The 25,968-nt window shown below is 44.4% G+C and carries 14 protein-coding genes; all 14 read right to left on the reverse strand.

All coding sequences use genetic code 11. From position 1 onward, the window contains the following. Positions 1-72: 72 nt before the first annotated feature. Positions 73-4,539: a hypothetical protein gene (locus tag Q8865_04180; GenBank protein MDP4152628.1), complete on the reverse strand. Its 4,467-nt coding sequence runs from the start codon at positions 4,537-4,539 to the stop codon at positions 73-75. 253 nt (positions 4,540-4,792) lie between these two features. Then, positions 4,793-7,183, reverse strand: coding sequence for a 3'-5' exonuclease (locus tag Q8865_04185; protein MDP4152629.1), 2,391 nt, complete (start codon positions 7,181-7,183; stop codon positions 4,793-4,795). Between the two features lie 106 nt (positions 7,184-7,289). Further along, positions 7,290-8,072, reverse strand: coding sequence for a SigB/SigF/SigG family RNA polymerase sigma factor (locus Q8865_04190; protein ID MDP4152630.1), 783 nt, complete (start codon positions 8,070-8,072; stop codon positions 7,290-7,292). After that, positions 8,035-8,472 carry an anti-sigma F factor gene (spoIIAB, locus tag Q8865_04195; protein MDP4152631.1) on the reverse strand — a complete coding sequence of 146 codons (438 nt, stop codon included), beginning with the start codon at positions 8,470-8,472 and terminating at the stop codon, positions 8,035-8,037. The genes Q8865_04190 and spoIIAB overlap by 38 nt, the downstream gene beginning before the upstream one ends. Positions 8,473-8,485: 13 nt before the next feature. Further along, positions 8,486-8,791, reverse strand: coding sequence for an STAS domain-containing protein (locus Q8865_04200; GenBank protein ID MDP4152632.1), 306 nt, complete (start codon positions 8,789-8,791; stop codon positions 8,486-8,488). 80 nt (positions 8,792-8,871) lie between these two features. Then, on the reverse strand, positions 8,872-10,179 hold the full coding sequence (locus tag Q8865_04205) for a folylpolyglutamate synthase/dihydrofolate synthase family protein (GenBank protein MDP4152633.1): 1,308 nt from the start codon (positions 10,177-10,179) through the stop codon (positions 8,872-8,874). A gap of 5 nt (positions 10,180-10,184) precedes the next feature. Beyond that, complete coding sequence (locus Q8865_04210) at positions 10,185-12,809, reverse strand: valine--tRNA ligase (GenBank protein ID MDP4152634.1); 2,625 nt, start codon at positions 12,807-12,809, stop codon at positions 10,185-10,187. A 29-nt stretch (positions 12,810-12,838) separates the two neighbouring features. Further along, entirely contained in the window at positions 12,839-14,329 is a 1,491-nt protein-coding gene (gene glpK, locus Q8865_04215; protein ID MDP4152635.1) for a glycerol kinase GlpK, read from the reverse strand. 13 nt (positions 14,330-14,342) lie between these two features. After that, positions 14,343-15,503, reverse strand: coding sequence for a methylated-DNA--[protein]-cysteine S-methyltransferase (locus Q8865_04220; GenBank protein MDP4152636.1), 1,161 nt, complete (start codon positions 15,501-15,503; stop codon positions 14,343-14,345). 13 nt (positions 15,504-15,516) lie between these two features. Next, positions 15,517-16,749 (reverse strand): ATP-binding protein, encoded by a 1,233-nt coding sequence (locus tag Q8865_04225; GenBank protein ID MDP4152637.1) that lies wholly within the window; start codon positions 16,747-16,749, stop codon positions 15,517-15,519. A 14-nt stretch (positions 16,750-16,763) separates the two neighbouring features. Then, a complete protein-coding gene (locus tag Q8865_04230) occupies positions 16,764-17,066 on the reverse strand; it encodes a Dabb family protein (protein ID MDP4152638.1) in 303 nt (100 codons plus the stop codon). A gap of 240 nt (positions 17,067-17,306) precedes the next feature. Next, positions 17,307-17,480 (reverse strand): hypothetical protein, encoded by a 174-nt coding sequence (locus Q8865_04235; protein MDP4152639.1) that lies wholly within the window; start codon positions 17,478-17,480, stop codon positions 17,307-17,309. A 56-nt stretch (positions 17,481-17,536) separates the two neighbouring features. Next, entirely contained in the window at positions 17,537-24,754 is a 7,218-nt protein-coding gene (locus Q8865_04240) for a CehA/McbA family metallohydrolase (protein ID MDP4152640.1), read from the reverse strand. Between the two features lie 725 nt (positions 24,755-25,479). Beyond that, positions 25,480-25,968, reverse strand: a 489-nt coding sequence (locus Q8865_04245; GenBank protein ID MDP4152641.1) for a hypothetical protein, incomplete at its 5' end; no start/stop codon positions are given.

The following is a 25,968-nucleotide window of genomic DNA, read 5'->3' on the forward strand; positions in this document are numbered from 1 at the left end:
AAGTTGTATTTGCACTAAATAAAGGTGAAATTGTTCATATAGGAACTGTTATTGATGATAGCCCTGCATATCTTATAAAAGCTGGCCTGGCAGAATGGTTCCCGGGGTAGCAGTGGCATTTTTTTGATACAGCACCGCTGTAACTGAATTTGCTACTTGCTTAAATAAAACGGATTTTCCGGCGGAAATGTCAGGCGATGACGTGCTCTCGCCGTTATATGTCGAGGACGCCACCGTAGCAGCTTTTCCTTTTGAATATAAGCTCACGGTCGTAGTGGGCCCATTGGGTATATTGCTTGCGCCATCAATTCCCATTCCGTTTTGATCACACTGCAGCGCGATGATGCGGTGAGCGGCATCCAGCGATAAACCGCTGCCGAAATCAGCTGTGTTGTTTGCAAAAGCTGTCCAGAAATTCGCCTTGTCGCTTTCGTAATAATATTTGAGCGATGACTTATTGCAGCTGTCTGTTAGATATATTCCAAACACATATGTCTGGTGCGGCTGCAACGAAGTCGGTCCATTCCCCTCAGTGACAAAATAGTTATCGGTGTATGACCCGCCGGCATTTTGAATTTTAAGTGATAAATCCGAAAGAGGCACAGGGTCGTCGCCAGTAACATATACTTCTAAGAATTCTGTATTATCGTTACTGTTTGCAAGGCTTGGATCAGGCAATATTTCGGAAATTAGCAGACCATAATCATACAAATTTGATTCATACGAAACCAGCGTATTATAGTTCGTCACCAATAATTTCTGCGCCGTGCTTAACGATTCATAAGCAGATCTGGCATTTTTTACTGCTGCTTTGTCAGTTCCAGTTAATGCAGTAATCATATTTACTACATTCTGCGCTATTGGCTCATCAGCCATTGTGCCTATATAATCAATAAGATCACAGGGGCGATCTGGCGAAATAGTATAGTCATCACCATCGTATAATATATTTCCAAGAGCATCTTCGTAAACAAAATAAAATTGGATATCAGTCCCGCTAAACGGACAACAAGGTGTATTTATTGGGAACGTCCCATTGACGGTAACGTATGTAATAGGAGTAGAACTTAGCATGCAGCATTCTGTTTTCATCGGTTTATAGGCGGTTTCGCCGGCTTTTCTGTACATTAAATGTGCCGTAACAAATCCACTGCTGGCACCGCTACTAGAGCTTATAGCCAATTCGGGTGTGTTGCCTGTTACCATATTCCCATAGGGAACATATTGATATCCATCAGTATTGTCGCCTCCCATTCCCGGCATTTGCCAAGTTTTAAGCCCTGAGCTGACGGGAAGTCCCATTGTAGGTGTTTGTGCTGCGGCATGTTGTGAATTAGAGTTTGCCGGCACATACGAAACACCTAAAATCGGATCAAAGAAAAGGTCGATTGATTTGTTATTATCGGTACCGGTGGCGCGCATATAATATGCCGTGCTGACGATATCGGAATCATTAGTCAATACGCCGTTTTTATCAGAGGAAGCAGTCGCAGTGTTTTTAACTATATACAAGATACCGCGCCTGGCAGTATTTGCTGCATCAGTTCCAGGCGTGCCAGCCGGGCTTTCTTGACCAACATATGCTAGATTATTAAGGAAGAAATTACTTCCTGCAGTATAACTGGCACTATTTTGAGTCAACGAAGCAGTCATGGTTCCTGATCCTGATAAATTCTTCGGGTATTCGGCATAGCAGATTCTTGAAGTATCTGTAATTCCGTATTTTGCAGCAAAATTACTCTTATTTAATGAATAATACGGGCAGCTTGGGCTTGTAATATTTGTGCCTGAACTTGGAGTCCACCTGACCCATACTGCTTTAGTGTCGTGGGGATGAATAATCAGTGCCTCCGCATCGGCCGCTTCACCAGATGTATATGAAGATGTTGCTGTAAATCTATTGATTCCTGTATACGTCGGACTGTAGAAATTCGGATCAAATGCGCTTGTCATATTAAATTGTGAAACATAATCCGACTTCTGTGCTATTGCATAATCGCTTAAATTTATATCATGGTCTGAAGTGTTATAAATCTCGATTGCGTCATAGGCGTCCTGACCGGTAGTAGATTCATTATCCGCGTTTTGCACAACTTCTGTCACTATTAATGGTGGTGCATAGTAGTTTGCAGCTTTATCGTATGAATCTCTAAAGTTTATGGTATATGTTTTAGTTGCTCCATTTTCAGCTGTCACTACGATTTGCGCTGTCCCGGTTGAAGAAGTGGCCTGCGTGTAGGCTATAGTCGCTAAACTGCTGGACGCTGTTGCACTTACAGCCGGTGCATATAATGAACCGTATGGTAATGTACAAGTATATGTGGTTGTATTTGCAGCAAATGCAGGTGAAATTGTTCCAAAAGGAACAGTTATAGATGTTAAATTCGCATCACTTGACTGCAGCGTCTGACCGGACAAAATCGTTCCGGGCGTAGCTGCCGCCTTTTTCTGATAAAGCGCTGCAGTAACAGAATTTGCCACTTGCTTAAATAAAGCGGATTTTCCAGCAGCTATATCAGGCGAAGAAGTACTCTCGCCGTTATAAGTCGATGACGCAACAGTAGCGGCTTTCCCTTTTGAATATAAACTTACGGTAGTCGCAGGACTATTTGGAAGATTACTGGCTCCGTCTATTCCAAATCCATAATCGTTACATTGCAGTGCTATAATCCGATGCGCCTTATCAAGCGTCAAATTGCTTCCGAAATCTACGGTATTACCTGCAAATGATGTCCAGAAATTCTCTTTATCGCTCTCCGATGTATATTTAAGGCCAGATTTATTGAAGCTATCTGTCAAATATACACCAAATACATATGTCTGATATGGCTGTAATGAAGTCGGTCCCTCACCTTCAGTAATAAAATAATTATCGGTATACGATCCTCCGGCATTTTGAATTTTAAGCTGAAGATCAGAAAGAGGTACAGGGTCGCTGCCAGTAACATGAACCTCTAAAAATTCTGTGTTGTCGTTGTTATTTGCAAGACTTGGATCAGGCAAAATTTCAGAAATGAGAAGACCGTAGTTATATAATTGTGATTCATACGAAACCAGCGTATTATAATTTGTCACCAATAATTTTTGTGCCGGGGTTAAAGCTTCGTAAGCTGATCTTGCACTTTTAACTGCCACTTTGTCGGTTCCAGTTAGCGCAGTAATCGTATTTACTACATTCTGCGCAGCTGTTTTATCTTGTGCAAAGCCTATTTCACATGTATTCGGGTCATCGGGAGTAGCATAACTTTCATCACCCCAATAGAATATATTCCCGATGCTGTCCTCGCCAACAAAATAAAACTCAACGCCGGTTCCGTTAAACGGACAATAAGGTGAATTCAAAGGAATCGTTCCACTAACAGAATCTGATGTAGGAGATGAATTTAGCATACAGCAATTATTACTTAATGACTTATAAGTGGTTTCACCGATTTTTCTATACATTATATGTAAAGAAATAAGTCCGTTATCGTCATGTGCTGTACACGAAAAATACATTTCGGTTGTGTTGCCTGTAATATAATTACTGAAGGAAACATCATCATACATACTGCTAAGTCCGCTTCCCACTCCGGGAATCTGCCAGTTCTTAAGCCCGGTGCCCATGGTTGGCGTCTGTGCCGAAGCATGCTGTGTGTTTGAATTTGCAGGTGAATATGAAACGCCAAGCATCGGATCAAAGAAAAGATCGATTGATTTGTTATTATCGGTGCTAGTCGCTCGCATATAATATGCCGTGCTGACAATATCTGAATTATTTGTCAGTATGCCATTTTTATCAGAAGAAGCCGTTGCAGTGTTTTTAACTATATACAAGATGCCCCGGCTGGGGGTATTTGCGGCATCAGTTCCGGGTATTCCAGCCGGACTTTCTTGACCTACATATGCTAGATTTTCAAGGAAGAAATTGCTTCCCGCCGTATAACTTGAACTATTCTGAACTAATGACGCTGTCATTGTGTTGGAGCCGGATAATTTTTTGGGATATTCAGCATAGCAGATCTTAGATGTATCCGTAATTCCATATTTTGCGGCAAAATTACTCTTATTTAATGAATAATACGGGCAGCTTGGGCTTGTAATATTATTCCCCGAACTTGGTGTCAACCTGACCCATACCGCTTTTGTATCGTGGGAATGGACGGTCAGCGCGTTAGGATCGGCCACCTCGCCGTCAGTATAAGAAGACGTTGAAGTGAAATGATTGATGCCAGTATAGGTTGGGCTGTACAAATTTGGGTCAAATACACTCGTCATTGCAAACGGGGATACATAATCAGATTTTTGGGCTATTGCGTAATCGTTTAAATTTATATCATGGTCTGTAGTGTTATAAATCTCGATTGCGTCATAGGCGTCCTGACCGGTGGTAGATTCATTATCCGCGTTTTGCACGACTTCCGTCACTATTAATGGTGGTGCATTGACCGCTGCATTTGTCGTTGTATAACCTGCGGCAAATGTCCCTATCGGGAATGCGCTTAAAATCATGCATGCTATCAAAGCCATTGAGATTCCAGTTTTTTCTGCCTTTTTCATTCTACTTCCCCCTATTTACAATTTTTGGAATCCTCCATGATCATTATATATATTAATATTACTCGAATGCAATATGTAACTGATTACGCTTTACAAAGTATGACAATTGCTCTGATTACATATTGTGTAACTTGTTACATATTATGGATGAATGTCCTGATTCTGACCAAAAAAAGCTTGTCCAGATGCCGCTTTGGCCAATTCTGAACAAGCTAAATTAAATTTTACAATACCCCATTAAAGTACAAGAAAGCTAGCTGTTGTTTGCTTTTTTTAGTTTCGCAAAATTCGCCATAAGTTTTTTTGTTCCTACAGTGTCGAATGCAACCTCTACCATTGCGTCACCAGCCATTTGTTTTATTGAGATAACAGTGCCCTGCCCGAAAGTTGAATGAATAACTATATCACCGGCCTGATAATCTATTGAAAATTCAGTATGCGACGGTGCGGCAACTGCCCGCTCTACATAAACTGACTGTGCAGGTTTTGGCGAAACAACTGCAAAATCGGACATTTCTTTTCTCATCACTGGCGCAGCTTTTGGAGCAGACAAGTCATCTATGTTTTTATCTGGAATTTCCTTTAAAAACCTCGATTCCGTATGGAACCCTGTGCCGTAATATCCACCGCGTTGGGCAGCCCTCGTTACATAGAGCTGTTCTTTAGCTCTGGTTATCGCAACATAGGCGAGGCGACGCTCCTCTTCTATCTCCGATGTTTCACTAAGGCTGCGCATAGACGGGAAAAGGCCTTCCTCCATACCGGTTAAGAACACAACAGGGAATTCAAGTCCCTTTGCACTGTGTATCGTCATCATTGATACATATTCACCGTTTTCGCTCAATAAGTCAAGTTCGCTTGAAAGCGAAACCTCCTGCAAAAAGCCTGTAATACTTGGATTTTCGGCTTTTGATGCATAATTTTCGATGTTTGATACAAGCACTTCAAGGTTCGAGAGCCTGTCACGTCCGTCTGCCTTATCCTGTTCTGAACAGAGGGAAAGATAACCCGTTTTTGTAAGAACTATTCGGACAAATTCCTCAGGTGTCGTCCCTTCCTCCTCTTTTTTGAGCTGTTCCATCATATCCATAAATTTGGTTATATTTTTCGCAGCCCTGTCAAGGTCGGGATAATCCGATACCTTCTGCAAAAGCTGATAAATTGAAATGTTTTCATTGTCCGCCAGCCTCTGTGCCGTCTCAAGAGTCGACTCGCCTATCCCACGCTTCGGCTCGTTTATTATCCTTTTAAGCCTCAGGTTATCAAGCGGATTTGTCAAAACAGTCAGATAAGATATTGCATCTTTTATCTCTTTGCGGTCATAAAACTTCATACCTGCGACGATCTTATACGGAACACCGCATTTTAGCATTGCCTCTTCTATTGCACTTGACTGCGAGTTAGTGCGGTAAAGCACCGCAAAATCGTGATAGCTTCTGTTATTGACCCGGATCTGGTTCAAAACTTCATTCGCGATAAATACGCCTTCATCATACTGGTTTTCAGCGACATACTTTTTGATTTTTTCACCTTCACCGTTTTCTGTCCAGAGAGTCTTTCCCTTTCTTCCGAGGTTGTTTTTAATTGCGGCGTTTGCGGAATCCAGAATGATACCTGTCGATCTGTAATTCTGCTCAAGTCGGATGATTTTGGCTTCTTGATACTGATTTTCAAAATTCAATATGTTCTCGATCGTTGCTCCGCGAAACTTATATATACTCTGATCGTCGTCGCCGACAACGGTAAGATTGCGGTGTTTTGCCGCAAGAAGGCTTACCAGCATATATTGGACATTGTTGGTGTCCTGATACTCGTCGACATAAGTATACTTAAACTGCTCTTGATAATGCTCTCTGACCGCTTCATTATCCCTTAAAAGCTGAACAGTGAGGCACAGCAGGTCATCAAAATCGACGGCGTTTGCAGATTTTAACCTTTTCTGATATTCAGCGTAAACTTTCCCTATCTTTTCAAGCCTCTGATCGAAACCGTTTTGCTTTAGGAACAATTCCGGCGCTGTCATTGAGTCTTTTGCTTTCGAAATAACAGACATCACGGCGCCGACAGGATAGTTCTTTTCATTAAGATTGAGCGCCTTAAGACAATCTTTGATGAGTTTTTTCACATCATCGGTGTCGTAAATCGTAAAATCGCTGCTGTATCCGATTTTTTCGATATGCCTGCGCAGAATTCTTACACAAATCGAATGAAAAGTACCAGCCCAGATATCCGCTGCTTGCGGCCCAATGACCTTGTTAAGGCGCTCTTTAAGCTCGTTTGCCGCCTTATTCGTAAATGTAATGGCAAGCACCTCATAAGGGCGTGCAGGGTTAAAGGACATAAGCTCTTTCAGCCTGTCGTCAAAATCTTTGTCAGGATACTGTATGTAATTTTCCATGAACATGATGTCAAAGTCGCCCAATTCCTGCGGAACGTAACTGCAGTAATAAGAATCGCCGTATTTCAGATTAAATGCAATTTTATTTACCAATACGGTAGTTTTTCCGCTTCCAGCCCCCGCAAGGATCAATAGAGGACCTTTTACGCGAAATACCGCCTCACGCTGCATTTTGTTTAGCTTGCTATATTCATGTTCAAGTATATCTTTTTTCACTTTAAGAAAACGCTCGTCTAAAGATGACACATAATCACCGTTCCATAATAAAATTAATTAGCCCTGCCAAACGGCAAGGCATATTAGGACAAGCCCGGATTTATTGTATCATCTTTATGGCGTTATTGCAACCGTGTCACTCCATCAGTTCCCTTATTTTTTCCAGTATACTGCGTTCAAGGCGTGACACCTGCACTTGTGATACGCCCAGTCTCCTTGCAGTTTCAGTCTGGGTTTTACAGCTAAAAAAGCGCAGCATTATGATCTGACGTTCACGGGGCGACAGCTGGGACAGCGCCTCTTTTACCGCAATACTTTCAATAAGATTTTCAGTTTTGTCCTCACCCACGATATTGTATATCGAGCTGCCTTCGGCGTCTTCGGCTGTCTCATCTAGGGAGAGCACCGGCCGCATAGCGTCAGCCGCGGCTGCTACCTCTTCAGCACTGCAGCCCGTGAGCATGGCGACTTCTGCGACTGTCGGCTCCCGACCGTGTTCCTTTTCGAACTGTTCACGGCACTGGTGGCACTTGAACCCGGTTTCTTTTAATCCGCGGCTCACTTTGACCGCTCCGTTATCACGGAAATATCGCCGAAGTTCACCAATTATGAGAGGAACGGCATAGGTTGAAAAGCGCACATCCATAGTGACGTCAAAGCGCTGGATAGCCTTTATCAGTCCCATTGAACCGATCTGGACGATGTCCTCATATTCGGTGCCCCTGCCGGTAAAACGTTTTGCCGCCATGCGCACCAACCCCAGATTTTCCTGAATAAGCCTGTCGGCAGCCTCTTTGCTGCCTGACTGAGCCTCTAGGATAAGGCTGTTGGTATCTGTGCTTTTTACTGCTTCAGATAATTGTTCCATACTGCCGCACTTTTCATATATTCTTGTTTGATATGTACTTTTCCATGACAACTCTCGTGCCTCTGCCGGGTTTGGATGTCACTCGGAGCTTGTCCATAAACGTCTCCATGATGGTAAACCCCATTCCGGAACGTTCCTCTTCTGCAGAGGTCGTATAGCATGGCTCCATCGCCTTTTTAATGTCGTCAATGCCGCGGCCCCAGTCTTTGATGATTATTACAACTCTGTTGTCATCAAAAAGCCTTACCTGCATCATAATCTTTCCGCTTGCCCCCGCGTATGCGTGGACTATGCAGTTTGTGACTGCCTCAGAAACCGCCGTTTTGATATCGGCAAGTTCGTCAAAGGTAGGGTCCAGCTGTGCGATAAGCGCCGCCGCGGCGACCCTTGCATACCCCTCGTTCACAGACTTTGACGGAAACTGAAGTTTGATCTCGTTTACACATCTCATACGTTTTTCCTCCCTAATCGATCTTTACATACTTGCCGGCGCCCGACATCTCAAGCATCTTTTTGATGCGTTTGTTGCAGTTTGTGACTTCAACCCTTCCGCCCAATGCGGAAACAGACTTATATCTTCCCATAATAAAACCAAAACCTGAGCTGTCCATGAATTCCACACCCTTAAAATTAAGTTCTACAACCTGCGGATGCTGTGAAGCAACCGCTTTATCGACCGCTTCGCGGACAGGCCCAATATTGTGGTGATCTATTTCGCCGTTTAAAACAACTGAAAGCCCGCCGCTGTTTTGCGTTAATTCGTATTTCAACCGGATTCCTCCTTTTTTTGCATAAAAAAAATAGCCTGTCATTTATTTAAAATGATAGGCTATTTTATATAAATTTTTTGTCATTTTATGGTATTGATATAATATTTTTTAACATATTTTCGGGCGTCACCAAGCAGATAAAGCGACCCGCAGATAAGAACTGCATCATGCTCTTCAGCATTGTCCAGCACCTTTTTGATCGCATTTTCGGTATCCTCATCAAAATAGGTGCGCTCGCAAAACTCATCCGCCGCCTGTGCCGCCATTTGAGGTGAAAGAGCACGCGGATTGCCAGGTGCAACCGCCATGAAAACATCGGCAAGGCTTGCGACTTTTTCGATGCATTTTTTATAGTCTTTGTCGCCCACCATACCCATTATCACATAAAGCCGCTCATAATCCGGCTTGACAAAACGCATCACAGCGTCGCTAAGTTTGCTTATCCCGTCTGGATTATGTCCCCCGTCAAACAGTACGACTGGCTTTTCTTTTACAATTTCAAGCCTCCCGGCAAACCGTGTCGAGGCAATGCCGCGGCGGATTTGATCGTCGCTTATTTTTACGCCCAGCCCCCGCAGGGCAAGTAGCGTTTCTATAGCGGTAACGCAGTTATTGACCTGGTGAGCCCCGGCAAGCGGACATGTCAAATTAAGACCCTTATATGAAAACTTAGTGCCTTTTATGCTCTCTTTTTTAACGGAAACTTCTTTTAATTCTGGAACTACTAGCCTGTTTTTCTTTTCATCGGCATATTTTTTAACAACGCCGACGACCTCGTCATCCTGAAGCGGATACATAACGGTTATCCCGTTATCCTTTATAATGCCGCACTTTTCGCCCGCAATTTTGGAAAGCGTGTCCCCCAAAAACTGCATATGGTCAAACGAAATTGAAGTAATTACACTTACAAGCGGCGTATCTATCACATTTGTGGAATCAAGCCTGCCACCCATTCCCACTTCAAGCACCACAAAGTCACATTGCTGCTCCACAAAATAGCAAAGCCCGACTGCGGTCACGATCTCAAATTCGCTTACAGGCGAAATGTCCTCTTCGCTTTCAGCCTTTTGCACAGCCTCGCTTACATAAGTCGTGATTCTCGCAAGGTCACCGTCTGATATATTTTCTCGGTTAATCTGTATACGCTCGTTGAACTCATCTATAAATGGAGAAATAAAAAGTCCCGTTTTATATCCCGCAGCGTGCAAAACAGATTCGGTCATCGCGGCGGTAGAGCCTTTACCGTTAGTGCCCGCAATATGAATGAATTTCAGTTTTTTCTGGGGATCGTCAAGCCTTTTCAAAACTGCCCGAATGTTGTCTACCCCAAGCTTTTTGCTCATTCTAGGACGTGAATGTATATACGAAAGCGCCTCTTGATAGTTCATTAAACTCACCCTTGCAGTTCACTTATGCTGTCAATGACCTTTTGAAGCATGGTTTTATATTTCTCGCCCTTAGCTCGTTCTTCCTCAACGACAGCCGCAGGCGCCTTTGAAACGAATCCTGCGTTTGACAATTTGCCTTCAACTCTTTTAATTTCGCCCTCAAGGGTCGCCTTTTCTTTTTTAAGGCGCTCGATCTCGGAATTGATATCGATAAGCTCGCTAAGCGGTATCTTTGTGCGTGCCTCATCGGTAACTATCAGCACAGCGTTTTTGATGTCAAAGGAATCGCCGACTTCCACTTCCTGCGCGGAGGCAAGACGCTCGAAGAATACCTTTCCCTTTTCAAACACCTCAGGCAGAGCAGTCTCGATATAAATCTTCGCCTTGTGTGAGGGCGGCACGTTCATTTCGCTTCTTCTATTTCTGACAGCGCGGATAACAGCCATGATCTTCTCCATCTGCGCTTCCTCGGCGGAAAAGTCCAGCCCGCTATCAAACTGCGGATACTCTGAAATAATCAAAGCTTTGCCGTCATGCGGTATCGTCTGGTAAATCTCCTCGGTAATGAATGGCATCACAGGATGCAGAAGCTTTAGGATATTCGTCAGGCAGTAAAGCAGAACCTGCTGAGCCGAAACGCGTGTCGCCTCGTTCTTGTTGCTCTCAAAGAGGCGCATCTTCGCAAGCTCTATATACCAGTCGCAGAAATCGTCCCAGATAAAATCATACAACTTTGAAACCGCAACGCCGATCTCATAGCTTGAAAGATTGTCGTTAACCTCTTTCGTGACCCTGTTAAGCCTTGTCAGTATCCATTTATCCTCAAGCTCAAGCACTTCCGGCAGCTTGTTTTCCGTTATTTTCAGGTTCATCAGCACGAAACGTGAGGCGTTCCAAAGCTTGTTTGCAAAATTGCGCGAGCTTTCAACCTTTTCAAGTGAAAAGCGAGAATCGTTGCCGGGCGAGTTTCCTGTTATAAGTGTAAAGCGCAGAGCGTCCGCGCCGAACTGATCTATCACCTCAAGCGGATCTATGCCGTTTCCGGCGGATTTTGACATCTTCTTGCCGAATTTGTCACGGATAAGACCATGAATCAGCACTTCATCAAATGGTTTTTGCTTCATCTGCTCCATACCGGAAAAGATCATGCGCGCAACCCAGAAGAAGATGATGTCATAAGCCGTGACAAGGACTGAGGTAGGATAGAATTTTTCAAGCGATTTTGTATTTTCCGGCCAGCCGAGGGTAGAAAACGGCCAGAGTGCCGACGAAAACCAGGTGTCGAGCACATCCTCTTCCTGGCGCATATTTTGTGAGCCGCACTTCGGGCAGACTTTTACGTCTTCCTTTGAGACGGTCATTTCACCGCAGTCGTCACAGTAGTAAGCCGGAATACGGTGTCCCCACCATAGCTGACGGGAAATGCACCAATCGCGGACGTTCTCCATCCAGTTTAGATATGTCTTTGAGAAACGTTCGGGAACAAATTTAACAGTGCCGTTCTTAACGACGTCGATAGCGTCGACAGCCAGCGGCTTCATCTTTACAAACCACTGTTTTGATGCCATCGGCTCAACCGTCGTCCCGCAGCGATAACACTGACCGACGTTGTGGCTCAGCTTTTCGATCTTGACAAGAAGCCCTAAGTTGGTAAGCTCCTCGACTATCTGCTTTCTCGCTTCCATCCTGTCAAGTCCGCGATACTTACCAGCGTTCTCATTCATGCTGCCGTGTTCGTCAAGCACCAAAATCTGCTCAAGACCGTGACGGTTGCCCATTTCAAAGTCATTCGGATCGTGGCAGGGCGTGATCTTGACGCACCCAGTGCCGAACTCCTTTTCAACATAATCGTCTGCAAAAATGGGTATCCTGCGGTTCATTATCGGCAGGATAGCGTATTTGCCGACAAGATGTTTATAGCGTTCATCATCGGGATTTACAGCGATACCAGTATCGCCCAGCATAGTTTCCGGGCGTGTCGTCGCAACTGTGATGAACTCATCGCTGTTTTCAAGCGGATAGTTTATATACCAGAGGCTGCCCTCGGTTTCCGAGTATTCAACCTCAGCATCTGAAAGAGCGGTTATGCAGTCCGGGCACCAGTTAATGATGCGATAGCCACGGTAGATAAGCCCTTTATTATATAATTCAACGAACGTCTCCTTAACAGCTTTTGAGCAGCCCTCGTCCATCGTAAAACGCTTGCGGTCCCAGTCGCAGGAGGCGCCCAGCTTCTTTATCTGGCTTTCGATCCTGTTCCCGTACTGGTTCTTCCATGCCCAGACACGCTCTAAGAACTTGTCGCGGCCAAGGTCGTGACGTGAAAGCCCCTCTTCCTTTCTCAGCACCTCTTCAACGCGTATCTGCGTGGCGATGCCGGCGTGATCGGTGCCCGGCACCCAAAGTGCCTCGTAACCGTTCATACGCTTATATCTTATAAGTATATCCTGTATCGTGTCGCCGAGAGCATGCCCAAGGTGCAGCTGTCCTGTAACGTTCGGGGGCGGCATCACGATCGTGAAAGGTGGCTTTTTGCTTTCGGCATCTGCCTTGAAATACCCGCCTTCAAGCCACATCTCATATATTCTGTCTTCAACCTCTTTCGGGTTATAGGTCTTCGCAAGTTCCATGAGTTACTGCTCCTTCATATTTGTAATTATTATTCTTCCCAATCCGAAGCGCGTTTTACCGCTTTGAGCCATTTTTTATATTGATCCGCGCGTTCTTCTTTCTTTTCGCCCGGAACATATTTTTTGTCCAGTTTCCACTGGCGTTTTACCTCGTCGGTGTTTTTCCAAACGCCAACGCCGATACCCGCCATATATATAGCGCCCATCCCCGTGCTTTCACGGTTCTGTGGTCTGATTACAGGCGTCTTTAAAAGGTCTGCCTGATACTGAAGCATGAAGTCGCAGACCGAAACGCCGCCGTCCACTTTAAGCTCTGCAAGCTTTAGTTTTGCATCCTGCTCCATTGCGTCAAAAACCGATTTAGCCTGGAACGCAATGCTTTCGACAGCCGCCCGGATGATATGCTTCCTGCCGCTTCCTCTCGTAAGCCCGACAATGGTGCCGCGGGCATACATATCCCAAAACGGTGCCCCCAGTCCCGTGAATGCCGGAACGAGATATACCCCGCCGTTGTCGGCGACCTCTTCGACGATCGTATCGACGTCTGATGCACGCTCTATCATATGCATCTCATCGCGAAGCCATTTTATAACCGACCCGGCATTGTACACCGAGCCTTCAAGCGCATACTGAACGCCGCCGTCCATGCCCCAGGCTATTGTTGTGAGCAGGTTGTTTTCAGAGTAAACCGGTTTGTCGCCTGTATTCATCAGTATAAAACAGCCGGTGCCGTAAGTATTCTTTGCGCTTCCCACTTCAAAGCATCCCTGACCGAAAAGCGCGCACTGCTGGTCGCCGCCTATGCCCGCAATCGGGATCTCAGCACCGACGACCTTTTTGTCGGTGTAGCCGACAACGCCAACGGAAGGCACGACCTTAGGCAGGATGTCTTTCGGAATTCCTAGCATATGTAATATCTCGTTGTCCCACGTGAGGGTATGGATATTGAAGAGCATCGTCCTCGATGCGTTGGAATAGTCCGTTGCAAAGACTTTTCCGCCCGTCAACTTATATATGAGCCATGTGTCTATCGTTCCGACCATCAGCTCACCCTTGTCTGCTTTTTCACGCACAGTGGGCACGTTGTCAAATAGCCATTTTATCTTGGTGCCCGAAAAGTAAGCGTCAAGCACGAGACCAGTTTTCTGCTTTATTGTACCCGTATACCCCTTGATGCCCTCGCATATATCCGCCGTTCTGCGGCACTGCCAGACTATCGCATTGTAAAGCGGCTTGCCCGTCACCTTATCCCATGCGATGACCGTTTCACGCTGATTCGTGATGCCGATAGCCGCAACCTCGTCCATGTCGACCTTCCAGCGTTTGGCGCAGTTTTTCATTGTAAAAAGCTGTGCTTCCCATATTTCTTCCGCGTCGTGCTCGACATATCCGGGCTTTGGGAAAATCTGTTCAAAACCTTTATTTTCGCTGAAAGCGATCTCCTGCTTTTCAATGTCATAAAAGATGGTGCGCGCGCTGGTCGTTCCCTCGTCCAGCGCAATAATATACTTTTTCTCCACGTCCACAGCCTCCTTATTTTAAAACCGACAGCAGTACACCGTCGCCCGTCGGTAAAATCGTACTTATAAGTCTGTCGTCATTCATAGCCATGTCAGTAAATATCTTAAGGTTTCTCGCAATCGTCCTGTTTTTGTGTTTAACAGCCGTAAGGTCGGCGGTTATGCCCTTATACAGCACGTTATCAAATATCATAATGCCCTGTTCCCGCATTTTAGGCAGGCACATCTCCAGAAACTTGTAATACTGCCCTTTTGCGGCGTCCACAAAGATTAGATCAAACTTTTCGTCTATCCCGCTGATAAGTTCAAGCGCGTCGCCGCACCTAAGCTCGATCCGGCTGTCCTTAATATTTTCTTCCGCTTTTTTTGCCCTCGCCTCATCCCTCTCGATCGTCAAAAGGCGTTGAAGCCCCGGGGATGCGTCTGCCATAATCAAAGCAGAAAAGCCTGTCGCGGTGCCTATTTCAAGGATCTTTTCAGGTCTTTTGACAGCGCATATAAGCTTTAAAAGAGATGCTGTCTCCGGCTTTACGACAGGGATATTGTTCTCTGCCGCATGCGAGAGTATTTCACGATATTTCTCATCTTCCCGCAGGAACGACCTAATATATGCGGTCACTCCTGGATTAAAAAGCTCGTTTTGGCTTATTATATCATCACGAGAGCGCATCAGCACGTTCTGCTCCAGCTCCTGCAGGCGGCGTTTCACCGACGTTCCCCCGGCGTATCCTGAAAGCTGCCCGTCCCTCGCGTTCACACGGTGGCAGGGATAGATTATAGGTATTGGGTTTTTGTTGTTTGCGTTTCCGACAGCACGAAAAGCCTTGGGGAAACCTATGTCACGGGCAATGTCGGAATAGCTTGTCACCTGCCCGTAAGGAATCCTCAAAAGCCTTTCATACACTTTCATGCTGAAGTCGGATGCCAAAAGCCTTGTCTTGACACTGAAATCCCGGCGTTTTCCCGAAAAATATTCTAAAAGCTCTTCTTCCGTTTTGTTAAGAACGGCGGATTTTTCGGTGATTTCATAATCGCCAAAGCGGCTTTTCATATATTCAAAAGCGTTATCGCTTGTCTTGTCTGAAAATTCTATCTTTACAAGTGCGTCGTCAACGCTGTAAAGCGTAAGGGGGCCAATCGGCGTTTCAATTGTCTTGTATGACGCTGACTGCATAGCCCGCACCTCTTTACAGTGTTTTTAAGTAATCTATGAACTGGTGCGCTGTTCTCGGCGTTCTGCCGGGATAGTGGCTTTCCCACTCGATCGCCCTTGCCGAAAGCTCGTCTTCGCTCATGGGGATGTTCTCCTGCTTTGCAAGCTCCTGCACCAGATTTATGAACTCTTTCTTATTAAGTGCCATGTACGGGATCTTAATACCGAAACGTTCCGACAGAGATATCTTCTCTTGAACCGTTTCATTTGCGTGGACTTCTTCCTCGGCGTCAGTCGAAAGAGTGCCCTTGCGTTCATTGAAATACTCGCGTACGAGATGGCGACGGTTAGAGGTTGCATATATTACGACGTTCTGGGGACGCATTTCAAGGCCGCCCTCCAGCACTATTTTAAGGCTTGAAAATACCTCTTCGTTATTTTCAAAGCTCAGATCGTCGATAAAGAACACAAATTTCTGCTGATGTCCCGATACCAGACGAAGCACGTCGGGTATTTCTGAAAGATGGTCTTTCGGCAGCTCGATTATGCGGAGATTATAGAATTCAGGGATGTTGACCATCGACTTTACAGTCGCGGATTTACCAGTTCCGCTGTCGCCGTATAAAAGTATGTTGTTTACCCTGTTGCCCTTACACAGCGCACGGGTATTGTTGATGACTTGCTCGCGCTGCCACTCAAAGCCGACCATGTTCTCGACATTGATGGTGTCGGGATTCTTTATCGCCCGAAGCGCACCGTTCTCCCAAACAAATGCATGGCTTTTTGCAAAAATGCCATAGCCGTTGATACGGTGGAAAACGGTCAGCGCGTCAAAATCGATCGGTTTTTCGCTTGTTTTCCAATCAGGCAGGCCGGAAGAAGCCTGAAATCCGCATACGTTATCTATTGAGCTTTTTATTACAGAGCAAGGCAGCGCGCAAAGCGCCGATAAAATATCAAGGTCGCGGTGTGCGGCTTTTGCGAGTCTGTCTTCCCCCTCACCGCATGCGGCGGCTCTGGCGTAAGGCGAAACGTTGAATTTTAAGAAAGGTGTTATGCTCTCTTCAAGCGTTCCTGCATCCTGTTTTGCAAGCTCGTAATACACGGTTGCATACATTCCGCATAACTCGCCGGGGTCTGCATTTCCCTTCGCTATTTCTCCGAACAGTCTGTATAGAGTATCTACTGGTTTACTTTCCAGCACTCCTCTGTATACGGTCAAAGTCGATAAATCTATATATTGTTTTAAAAGTATGTTTTCCTTCATTGCCTCTCCGTTTCCTAAACTATATAATCTATAACGCGGCGCTCACTTCGCACCTTCGCGATATACTGAGCGACGGCCTGATGCTGCGGATGCACTATATATCCCTCAAGAGCATCCTTATCCTCAAATTCAGCGTTGACAACAACGTCGGAGGCTGTTTCAGACGGTTTAAAATTGATTCCTACCTCAAGGCGGATAAGACCGGGAACAACCCCGTTGAGCGCCTCAAGCCCTTGCTTGATAAATTTTGCATTCTCATCTTTTGTTTTTCCCTCGGCATTGTCCAGCAGGCGGAACAATACAAAATGTTTGACCAAAATTATCTTCCTCTCATATATAATTTTACTTATTATTCTTATATTTTAGGGCATTTACCCTTTTATAGTAAATTTTATTTACAAAGATTAATTATAACATAAGTGTTATAAAAATAAAACCGCTTTATAAGAAGAAAGCTGCCCTAAAAAGTTTAGAGCAGCTTCAGACTGTCGAAAAAGTACACGCACCGCAAAAGTGATTACATATACATGATAAGACAAAATGGACGTATCAAGTCTTTAAACGCAATCTTCATTACGGTTTGTAAACGCAAAATGATTCAAGCGCCCCCTTACCGGGGCACTTTTGCTTACTTCGCCAACAGGCGCCCTGCTGTATCTGCATACAGCGACGTACGCCTGTTCTTCGTCTGCTTGTCTTTTTCGAGCGTCTGTCAGTTTATCGAAAAGCATAGTTTTTCGATAAACGAAGCTGCCCTAAAATTTAGGGCAGCTTCTCGTATTCCATTTTATTGTCTTGTCGCTCCCTGACCTGAACTTACAGTTCCGGGTGTAGATGCTGAATTTGATAGCTTCGTGCCATCCGGGATCATACCTTTCGGGTAAGTGTACTGAACTGATGTTCCATTAATATAATCCGGGCTGCTTACTGAAAATTCATTGGTATACACTCTGGATACCGTATAATTGCTGTCTGTTTCAAGCTCAAACAACCTCGTATATGATTTTGCAATCGTGAAATAAACAAAGTCGACGTCATTCAGAGTTAAAGATGTGTTGTAAAAACTATTAAATTTAGCAAGCTTCTGTGCGTTTGTCAGCCCCGAATCTGAATCTGTGTAGCAAATCACAATATGTGTCTTGCCCGGCTGCAGCAAATTTGACGTTGAAAAATCACAGCGCTTACTGTATGAGGTTGACGGCGGGTTATTAGGATCATCTCCGGTTCTTGCCCACAAGTCAACTCTATAACCACTTAGATCTATCGCACTGCTGCTGTTGTTGTAGATTTCAAGGAATTGATACCCACCGGAATTAGGAGCGATACATACTTCTGAAATCATTAATCCGGATATGAATATCTCCTTAAGCGCCGAATAAGTTTTTCCACTTGAAGCGCCAGTGCCGGTTATCTTAAGTAAAAGTGTTTTTTCTTTCACTGATGCAAGGCTTTTTGACACGCTTCCGGTCTGACCTGCCGCAATATTCCCGATGCTTGCCGTGCCAATAGGAGTTCCCGTGATATTGTTGGTCGTATAATAGCTTACTGTAACATTGTTCAAAGCCTCTGAAGCTATGTTCTTTGTCGTCAAATTTGTAATAGCATCATAAGTGCTTGAAACATTGTAATTAAGGCTTTGAACCGAAAGCGCTTTTACATTTGTTGTCCATATAGGCGCCGTTACTGAATAGTCGCTCCCCTGCATCACTTTAACATGATAATGGTCGTATAATGCAGGCAAGGTAAAGTTCCATGTCGCGTCATTGGTCGTAAAGGTCTGACTCGCAACAACTACGCCGCCGTCAGCTATTATAGATATGGTTCCAGCAGCTCTCGTTGGATGTGTTACATGTATGCTAAAGTTTAATGTGCTTGGGTTATTAAGGATGGAACCCATCACCTGACCGTTTATCGAATAATTAATTCGAGTGTCAGGATCGCCTGCAGAATATGTCCTTCTGTGTCTTATCGCATCAATGATATTATCACGCGTCAGCGCCGGAGTTAAAATTACCCCGATATTCTTTGTCGTTGTCGCCCAGCCTTTTGAATGATTGTCCTCATTGCTAAGCGGCGCGACATGCCATCCGGCACTCAGCATTTCATTATATTGCGCGTCATAGCTGGCATTATTGATTTCAGCAAGATCCACCTTAGCGTCAATAGCATCGGTTCGGCTAGCGTAATGTGCAAAATCCCCCCACAAATATCCCGGATGATTAAACTGTGCAATAACGCCTGATTGCGCTGATATTTTACTATATAAATCCGGGATCGACTTGGTATTACTCCATGATAAAACAGTATTGCTTCCGTAATTGAACACATCCATATGTCCAACCCACGGACCCATTGATTGGCTTTGGGTCCACTCATATCCGGGAAGAGTAGCAAACGTACCGGGAACGTTCATTTTATTCGGAATGTTAATATAATCCGCATCGGGAGAGCTGCCGCCAATAGCAGAGTATTCGGCATGGTCACTAAGTCCGAAAAAGTCAACTTTGGCTGTATCTCGTGCATATGTGTATGCCTCGCTGACTGTCCCCTGCCCATCTGAATCAGTTGAATGTGAATGTATTTCACCTTTATAATGGTTCAGGTCAGTCCCATCACTAACATAGAATTCCGACTTATAGTCAGTCTTGCTTTTCGCTGTATTATTAGCCGTCGCAATAAGCTCTACCGTATGCTTTCCAACCAAGAGTTCGGAAGGTGCCGTATAAGATATTCCGCTCGATGTCACTGTTGCGCCGGATGTAACGTCATTATTGTCAATCAAAAGCTTTACACCTGCCGTATATATGCCGGAAGCATGTGAATAACTTGCGGATATTGTCGGTTTTTTAGTATCAAGAAATGCGTAAAGATAAGAGGGTTTGAACGAGCTGATTGACGGTCCATCACTATTCAAAGGAATGTTATAAATGCTCGATTCACTTCTGCCGATGCCATCAGTCCCGGAAAAATATACGCTTAAGTTTTTAGCTGACGCCATGGTTGCAGATGGTATATCGGCAGCAAACGAATTCCTTCCTATTGCATTCATTAACAACTTAGAATATTGTGTCTGAGTCTCTGTTTTGTAAAACAGCGTTGCCGCGCGTATACCGGTCGAACCTTTAATCAACACTGTAATCGTATTGTCAGTTGCAGTTCTTCCGGGATAATTTTTAAAATCAATCGTCGGAGGTGCGCTATACCCGGCAGCCGGAACTTTATCAGCATCATATGTTCCGGGATTTGACGTAACAGAGCCCGATACCACTATACTGGATTTATTGGTAATAAAACTGTCATAAGCAGTGCGGCAATCTCTATAGCAGTCAGGGTAATACATAAATTCTGCAGAATAGCCGTCCTGAGCGAACTGCGTAGTTGTAGAATCATTATAAAACGCCTCTGCTGCGACTTCTTTAGTTGATGTATTGACTAATCTTACGCCCAACACCGATTGCCCGTTCTGAAGATTATCCGTTCCCGGCATCTTTGCGTTTGTCTGACCGTGCTCACTGCATGGGGCGATCACGAAATGATCCGCGTCAACGCTAGAGCCGTAAAACTGATTGAAAGCCGACAGTATCGCCGTTCTCCCTGCCTCCGTCGCCCAGTCGAGCGTAGTTTTAGCTGTATCAAAAGTGTATACCTGAATTATAACTGCTTCTCCCGGATCAATGATGCCCTGCTGTCCTGTCGATGATGCCGGGTAATAAAACGTATTGTTTCTCCATGTTCTGTCAGAATCATAATTTGCGCAAATATTAAGTGAGTAATTCTTTATATCTACCGGCTTTCCTGAAATGTTCACCAATTCAACGAATTCAAACACATCGTTTCCGGTCGCGCAGGTGCCCTCCCACGAATAATTTTTGCTGGCATCAAAACTAGGATTTGCGCACAGCTCTGTTACCGCAAAGAGCGGGCCTACAGAAATCGGAACTTGATTATTTTTAAATGTTCCGGGATTTGATTCTACTGAGCCCGATACTACTATACTGGATTTATTGGTAATAAAGCTGTCATAAGCCGGGCGACAGTCTTGATAACAGCCAGGATAGTACGTAAATTCTGCCGACAGACCGTCCTGCGAAAACTCGGTAGTAGTAGAATCATTATAAAACGCCTCAGCCGCAACAGCTTTAGTGGATGTGTTGACTAATCTGACACCCATTACCGATTGACCGTTTTGAAGGTTATCTGTTCCGTCCATCTTTGAATCAATCTGACCATGTTGGCTGCATGGAGCAATCACGAAATGATCCGCGTCAACGTTTGACCCATAAAACTCGTTGAAAGCGGACAGTATCGCAGTTCTCCCCGCCTCAGTTGCCCAGTCGAGCGTAGTCTTAGCGGTATCAAAGGTATAGACTTGAATTACAACAGCTTCTCCCGGATTAATTATGCCCTGTTTTCCCGTACTGGATGCCGGATAATAGAACGTATTGTTTCTCCATGTTCGGTCAACTGCGTAATTTGCACAAATGTTTAATGAGTAATTTTTAATATTTACAGGATTCTTCGAAATATTGACGAGTTCTACAAATTCGAACACATCGTTTCCCGTGGCGCAGGTGCCCTCCCATGAATAGTTTTTGCTGGCGTCAAACTTAGGATTGGCACAAACCTCCGTTACCGCCAAAAGCGGTCCGCTTGTCGCCTGAATCTGATATGACTTGTACGTTCCTGGATTTGATACTACAGAACCGGATGCCACTATGCTCGATTTGTCGGTAATAAAACTTTCATAAGCCGGTCTGCAGTCCTGATAACAGCCGGGATAATACATAAATTCTGCAGAATAGCCGTCTTGAGAAAACTCAGTCGTAGTAGAATCGTTATAAAATGCTTCTGCCACAACATCATTAGTAGAAGTATTGACTAATCTTACGCCCAACACCGATTGTCCGTTCTGAAGATTATCCGTTCCCGGCATCTTTGAATCGGTCTGACCATGCTGGCTGCACGGAGCAATCACAAAGTGATCGGCATCAACATTCGAACCGTAAAATTGATTGAACGCGGTCAAAATCGCATTGCGGCCAACCTGAGTCGACCAGTCAAGCGTAGTTTTCGCCGTATCAAAAGTATAGACTTGAATTACAACGGCCTCTCCAGGATTAATGATGCCCTGTTGCCCTGTTGTTGACGCTGGATAATAAAATGTATTGTTTCTCCATGTTCGGTCAGTCTCATAATTTGAGCAAATGTTTAATGAGTAATTTTTTATATCCACCGGCTGATTTGAAACGTTCACCAATTCCACAAATTCGAATACGTCGTTTCCGGATGCGCAGGTGCCTTCCCACGAATAGTCTTTACCAGCATCAAATTTAGGATTTGCGCACAGCTCAGTCACCGCAAAAAGCGGGCCTCCGGAGGATGGAACCTGGCTTGGTTTATATGTTCCGGGATTAGAAACTACAGAGCCCGATGTTAATATGCTTGATTTATTGGTAATAAAGTCATCGTAAGTAGGCCGGCAGTCTTTATAACAGCCGGAATAATACATGAATTCTGCCGACAGACCGTCCTGAGAAAACTCGGTAGTGGTTGAATCATTATAAAACGCCTCAGCCGCAACCTCGTTAGTAGCGGTGTTGACCAATCTTACGCCTGAAACCGATTGGCCGTTTTGCAGATTATCCGTTCCCGGCATCTTGGAATCTGTTTGACCATGCTGGCTGCATGGAGCGATCGCAAAATGATCTGCGTCAACGTTCGAGCCGTAAAACTGGTTGAAAGCGGAGAGTATAGCAGTGCGTCCAGCCTCGGTTGACCAGTCGAGCGTAGTTTTTGCCGTATCAAAAGTATAGACCAAAATCACAGCCGCTTCTCCCGGATCAATAATGCCCTGCTGCCCTGTCGATGATGCCGGATAATAAAATGTATTGTTTCTCCAAGTTTGATTTAAGGCGTAATTTGCGCAGATTTTAAGCGAGTAATTTTTTATATTTATCGGCTGATTTGTAATGTTCACTAATTCCACAAATTCGAACACATCGTTTCCTGATGCGCAGGTGCCTTCCCATGAATAGTTTTTGCTGGCGTCAAAATCAGGATTTGCGCACAGTTCCGTTACCGCAAAAAGTGGACTTCCAGGGGTTGGAACCTGACTGGTTTTATACGTGCCTGGATTAGATACTACTGAGCCGGAAGTCAATATGCTTGATTTGTTCGTAATAAAATTACTATAGGCAGCGCGGCAGTCTCTATAGCAGTCTGGATAGTATATGAATTCCGATGACAGTCCGTCCTGAGAAAACTGCGTAGTCGTCGAATCATTATAAAATGCCTCAGCCGCGACAGCTTTAGTCGTTGTATTGACTAATCTTACGCCCAACACCGATTGCCCGTTTTGAAGATTATCCGTTCCATCCATCTTCGAATCTGTTTGACCATGCTGGCTGCAAGGGGCGATCACGAAATGATCAGCGTCAACGCCGGAACCGTAAAACTCGTTGAAAGCGTCAAGTATTGCAGTGCGCCCCGCCTCCGTCGCCCAGTCGAGCGTAGTTTTAGCAGTATCAAAGGTATAGACCAAAATTACAACAGGTTCTCCTGGGTTAATAATTCCTTGTTGTCCCGTTGTTGACGCGGGGTAATAAAATGTGTTGTTTCTCCATGTGCGGTCGGTCTCATAATTTGCGCAGATGTTTAACGAGTAATTCTTTATATCTACAGGCTGATTGGTGATATTCACCAATTCCACGAACTCGAATACATCGTTTCCCGTCGCGCAGGTGCCTTCCCACGAATAATTTTTACTGGCATCAAATTTTGGATTCGCGCATAATTCTGTTACCGCAAAAAGAGGATCGCCGACGGCAGGAACCTGACTTTGTTTATATGTTCCGGGATTAGATACTACTGATCCCGATGTCAATATGCTTGATTTTTCAGTAATAAAACTGTCATAAGCAGGCCGGCAGTCCTGATAGCAATTATTATAGTAAGTAAATTCGCACGACAGGCCGTCCTGTGCGAATTCGGTTGTGGTAGAATCATTATAAAATGCCTCTGCCGCAACTTCGTCTGTAGTGGTATTTACCAATCTTACGCCCATTACGGACTGCCCGTTTTGAAGATTATCTGTTCCGGCCATCTTCGAATCGGTCTGCCCGTGCTGGCTGCACGGAGCAATCACGAAATGGTCAGCGTCAACGCTTGAACCATAAAACTCATTGAAGGCCGACAGTATCGCAGTACGCCCCGCCGAAGTTGCCCAGTCGAGCGTAGTTTTAGCTGTATCAAATGTATAGACCAAAATCACAGCGGCTTCTCCGGGATCAATGATGCCCTGCTGTCCCGTCGTTGACGCGGGATAATAAAATGTATTGTTTCTCCATGTCTGGTCAGTTTCATAATTTGCGCAAATGTTTAATGAGTAATTTTTAATATCTATCGCCTGTGTTGAGATATTCACAAGTTCCACAAATTCGAACACATCGTTTCCGGATGCGCATGTTCCAGCCCATGAATAATTTTTGCTGGTATCAAATTTGGGGTTTGCGCACAATTCTGTTACCGCGAAAAGGGGTGCGCCGGCAGTAACTATGGCATTTGCGGTCATAGTATTTGTATCCGCTTCACCGCTATTTTGAGATGTATCGTTTGTCGTTGTTCCGCTTGTTGTCGTTCCGCCTGTTGTTCCACCTGTCGTCGTTCCGCCTGTCGTTCCACCTGTCGCCGTTCCGTCTGTCGTTGTTCCGCCTGTTGTCGTTCCACCTGTCGTTGTTCCGCCTGTTGTCGTTCCGCCTGTCGTTGTTCCGTCTGTTGTTCCACCTGTCGCCGTTCCGTCTGTCGTTGTTCCTCCTTCGTTCGTTGTTGTTCCAGCATTAGTTTGTGTATCATTTGAAACTGTATCACCCGAATTACCGATGGTAATTGTCCCATCCTTGGTGTCAGCATAGTTTGTTTCATTGGCAAAAGTGTTAACAGGGGTCAGTGTAATTAGAAACACAGATACAAGAATATACGAGATCCTTCTTTTCCAAAGCTTACTCATAATTTTCCCCCATTCTTTTACTTATTTGTATAAATTATACAATACGTATTATATTAATTCAATATTAATTAAAAGTTCTACATTTTCAGCATATTGTTTGTGCATTTTTAACAAATTAAGAGTACTAATTTTGTGTAATTAATTAGTGCAAGAAAAGTTGATAAGTATATATCGAAGTATTATGTCATTTTATGTTGGCTTTTATATGGCTGTTTAATAACAATATGTTATTGCATTGCCATTTTTAATGATTAATATTAAATCATTCTTTTATTACTTATCAATACCGGGAAAAATAGACAAGTATAATGATATCGAGATAGATGTAAAAGCGGAAAAGATTTATGAAAGAGCGGTACATGACAAACAATTCAAAATGGAATAATTATGCGAATGAGATGATAAGTTTGTCCTTGATAATGCAAGTAAATTTGACACATGTGCAAACAGTCTGCGCCTTCGATCAATGAATATGATAAATATTAAAAAGGGGCTGTTGCAAAACGCCCCTTTAGAAAATAATGTACAAAAATGCGCCTTGATTTGGCCACTAAAAGCCATTTCAAAGCGCATTTTTCTATTGATTAAGCTGCTTTCGTTGTGTAAGATTGCTATCGCAAATTTATTTTGCAACAGCCCCTTTCAACTCTACATAAGAAATAGGAGCGCTAACTCTAATGTAAAACAAGCAGTTAAGAAGCCTTTAGGCCTTCTTGACTCGATTTCTATTGTTTAGCAGGATGTTGATCAGCAGATACAGTGCCAGGAGAAAACTTTGCATTATATAATTTTGTACCATCAGGCATCATATCTTTTGGGTATGTGTAATGTACCGACTGACCAGAAATATTATCTGGCGCGCCTTTGGTAAACTCATTCGTATAAACTCTGGATACTGTAGTATTATTGTCAGTTTCAAGTTCAAACATTCTCGTCGCAGTTGTTGATATTGATGTTTTAACAAAAGTCACATCGTTAAGCGTCAAAGATGTTCCATACATGCTGTTGAATGTTGCCAAAGCATTTGCATCTGTCGCAGAGTTTGGATTACAAATCACTAGATGTGTTGCGCCCGGCTGTATTGTTCCGCTAGTAAAGTCACAGCGCGCGCCTATCGACGAGCTTGTGTTTGGATCATTCGGATCACAGCCGCTTTTACCCCAAATGTCAACCCTGTAACCGCTTAAGTCAACTGCGCTGCTGCTGTTATTATA

Source organism: Bacillota bacterium (assembly GCA_030705925.1).
Taxonomy (GTDB): domain Bacteria; phylum Bacillota; class Clostridia; order Oscillospirales; family Feifaniaceae; genus JAUZPM01.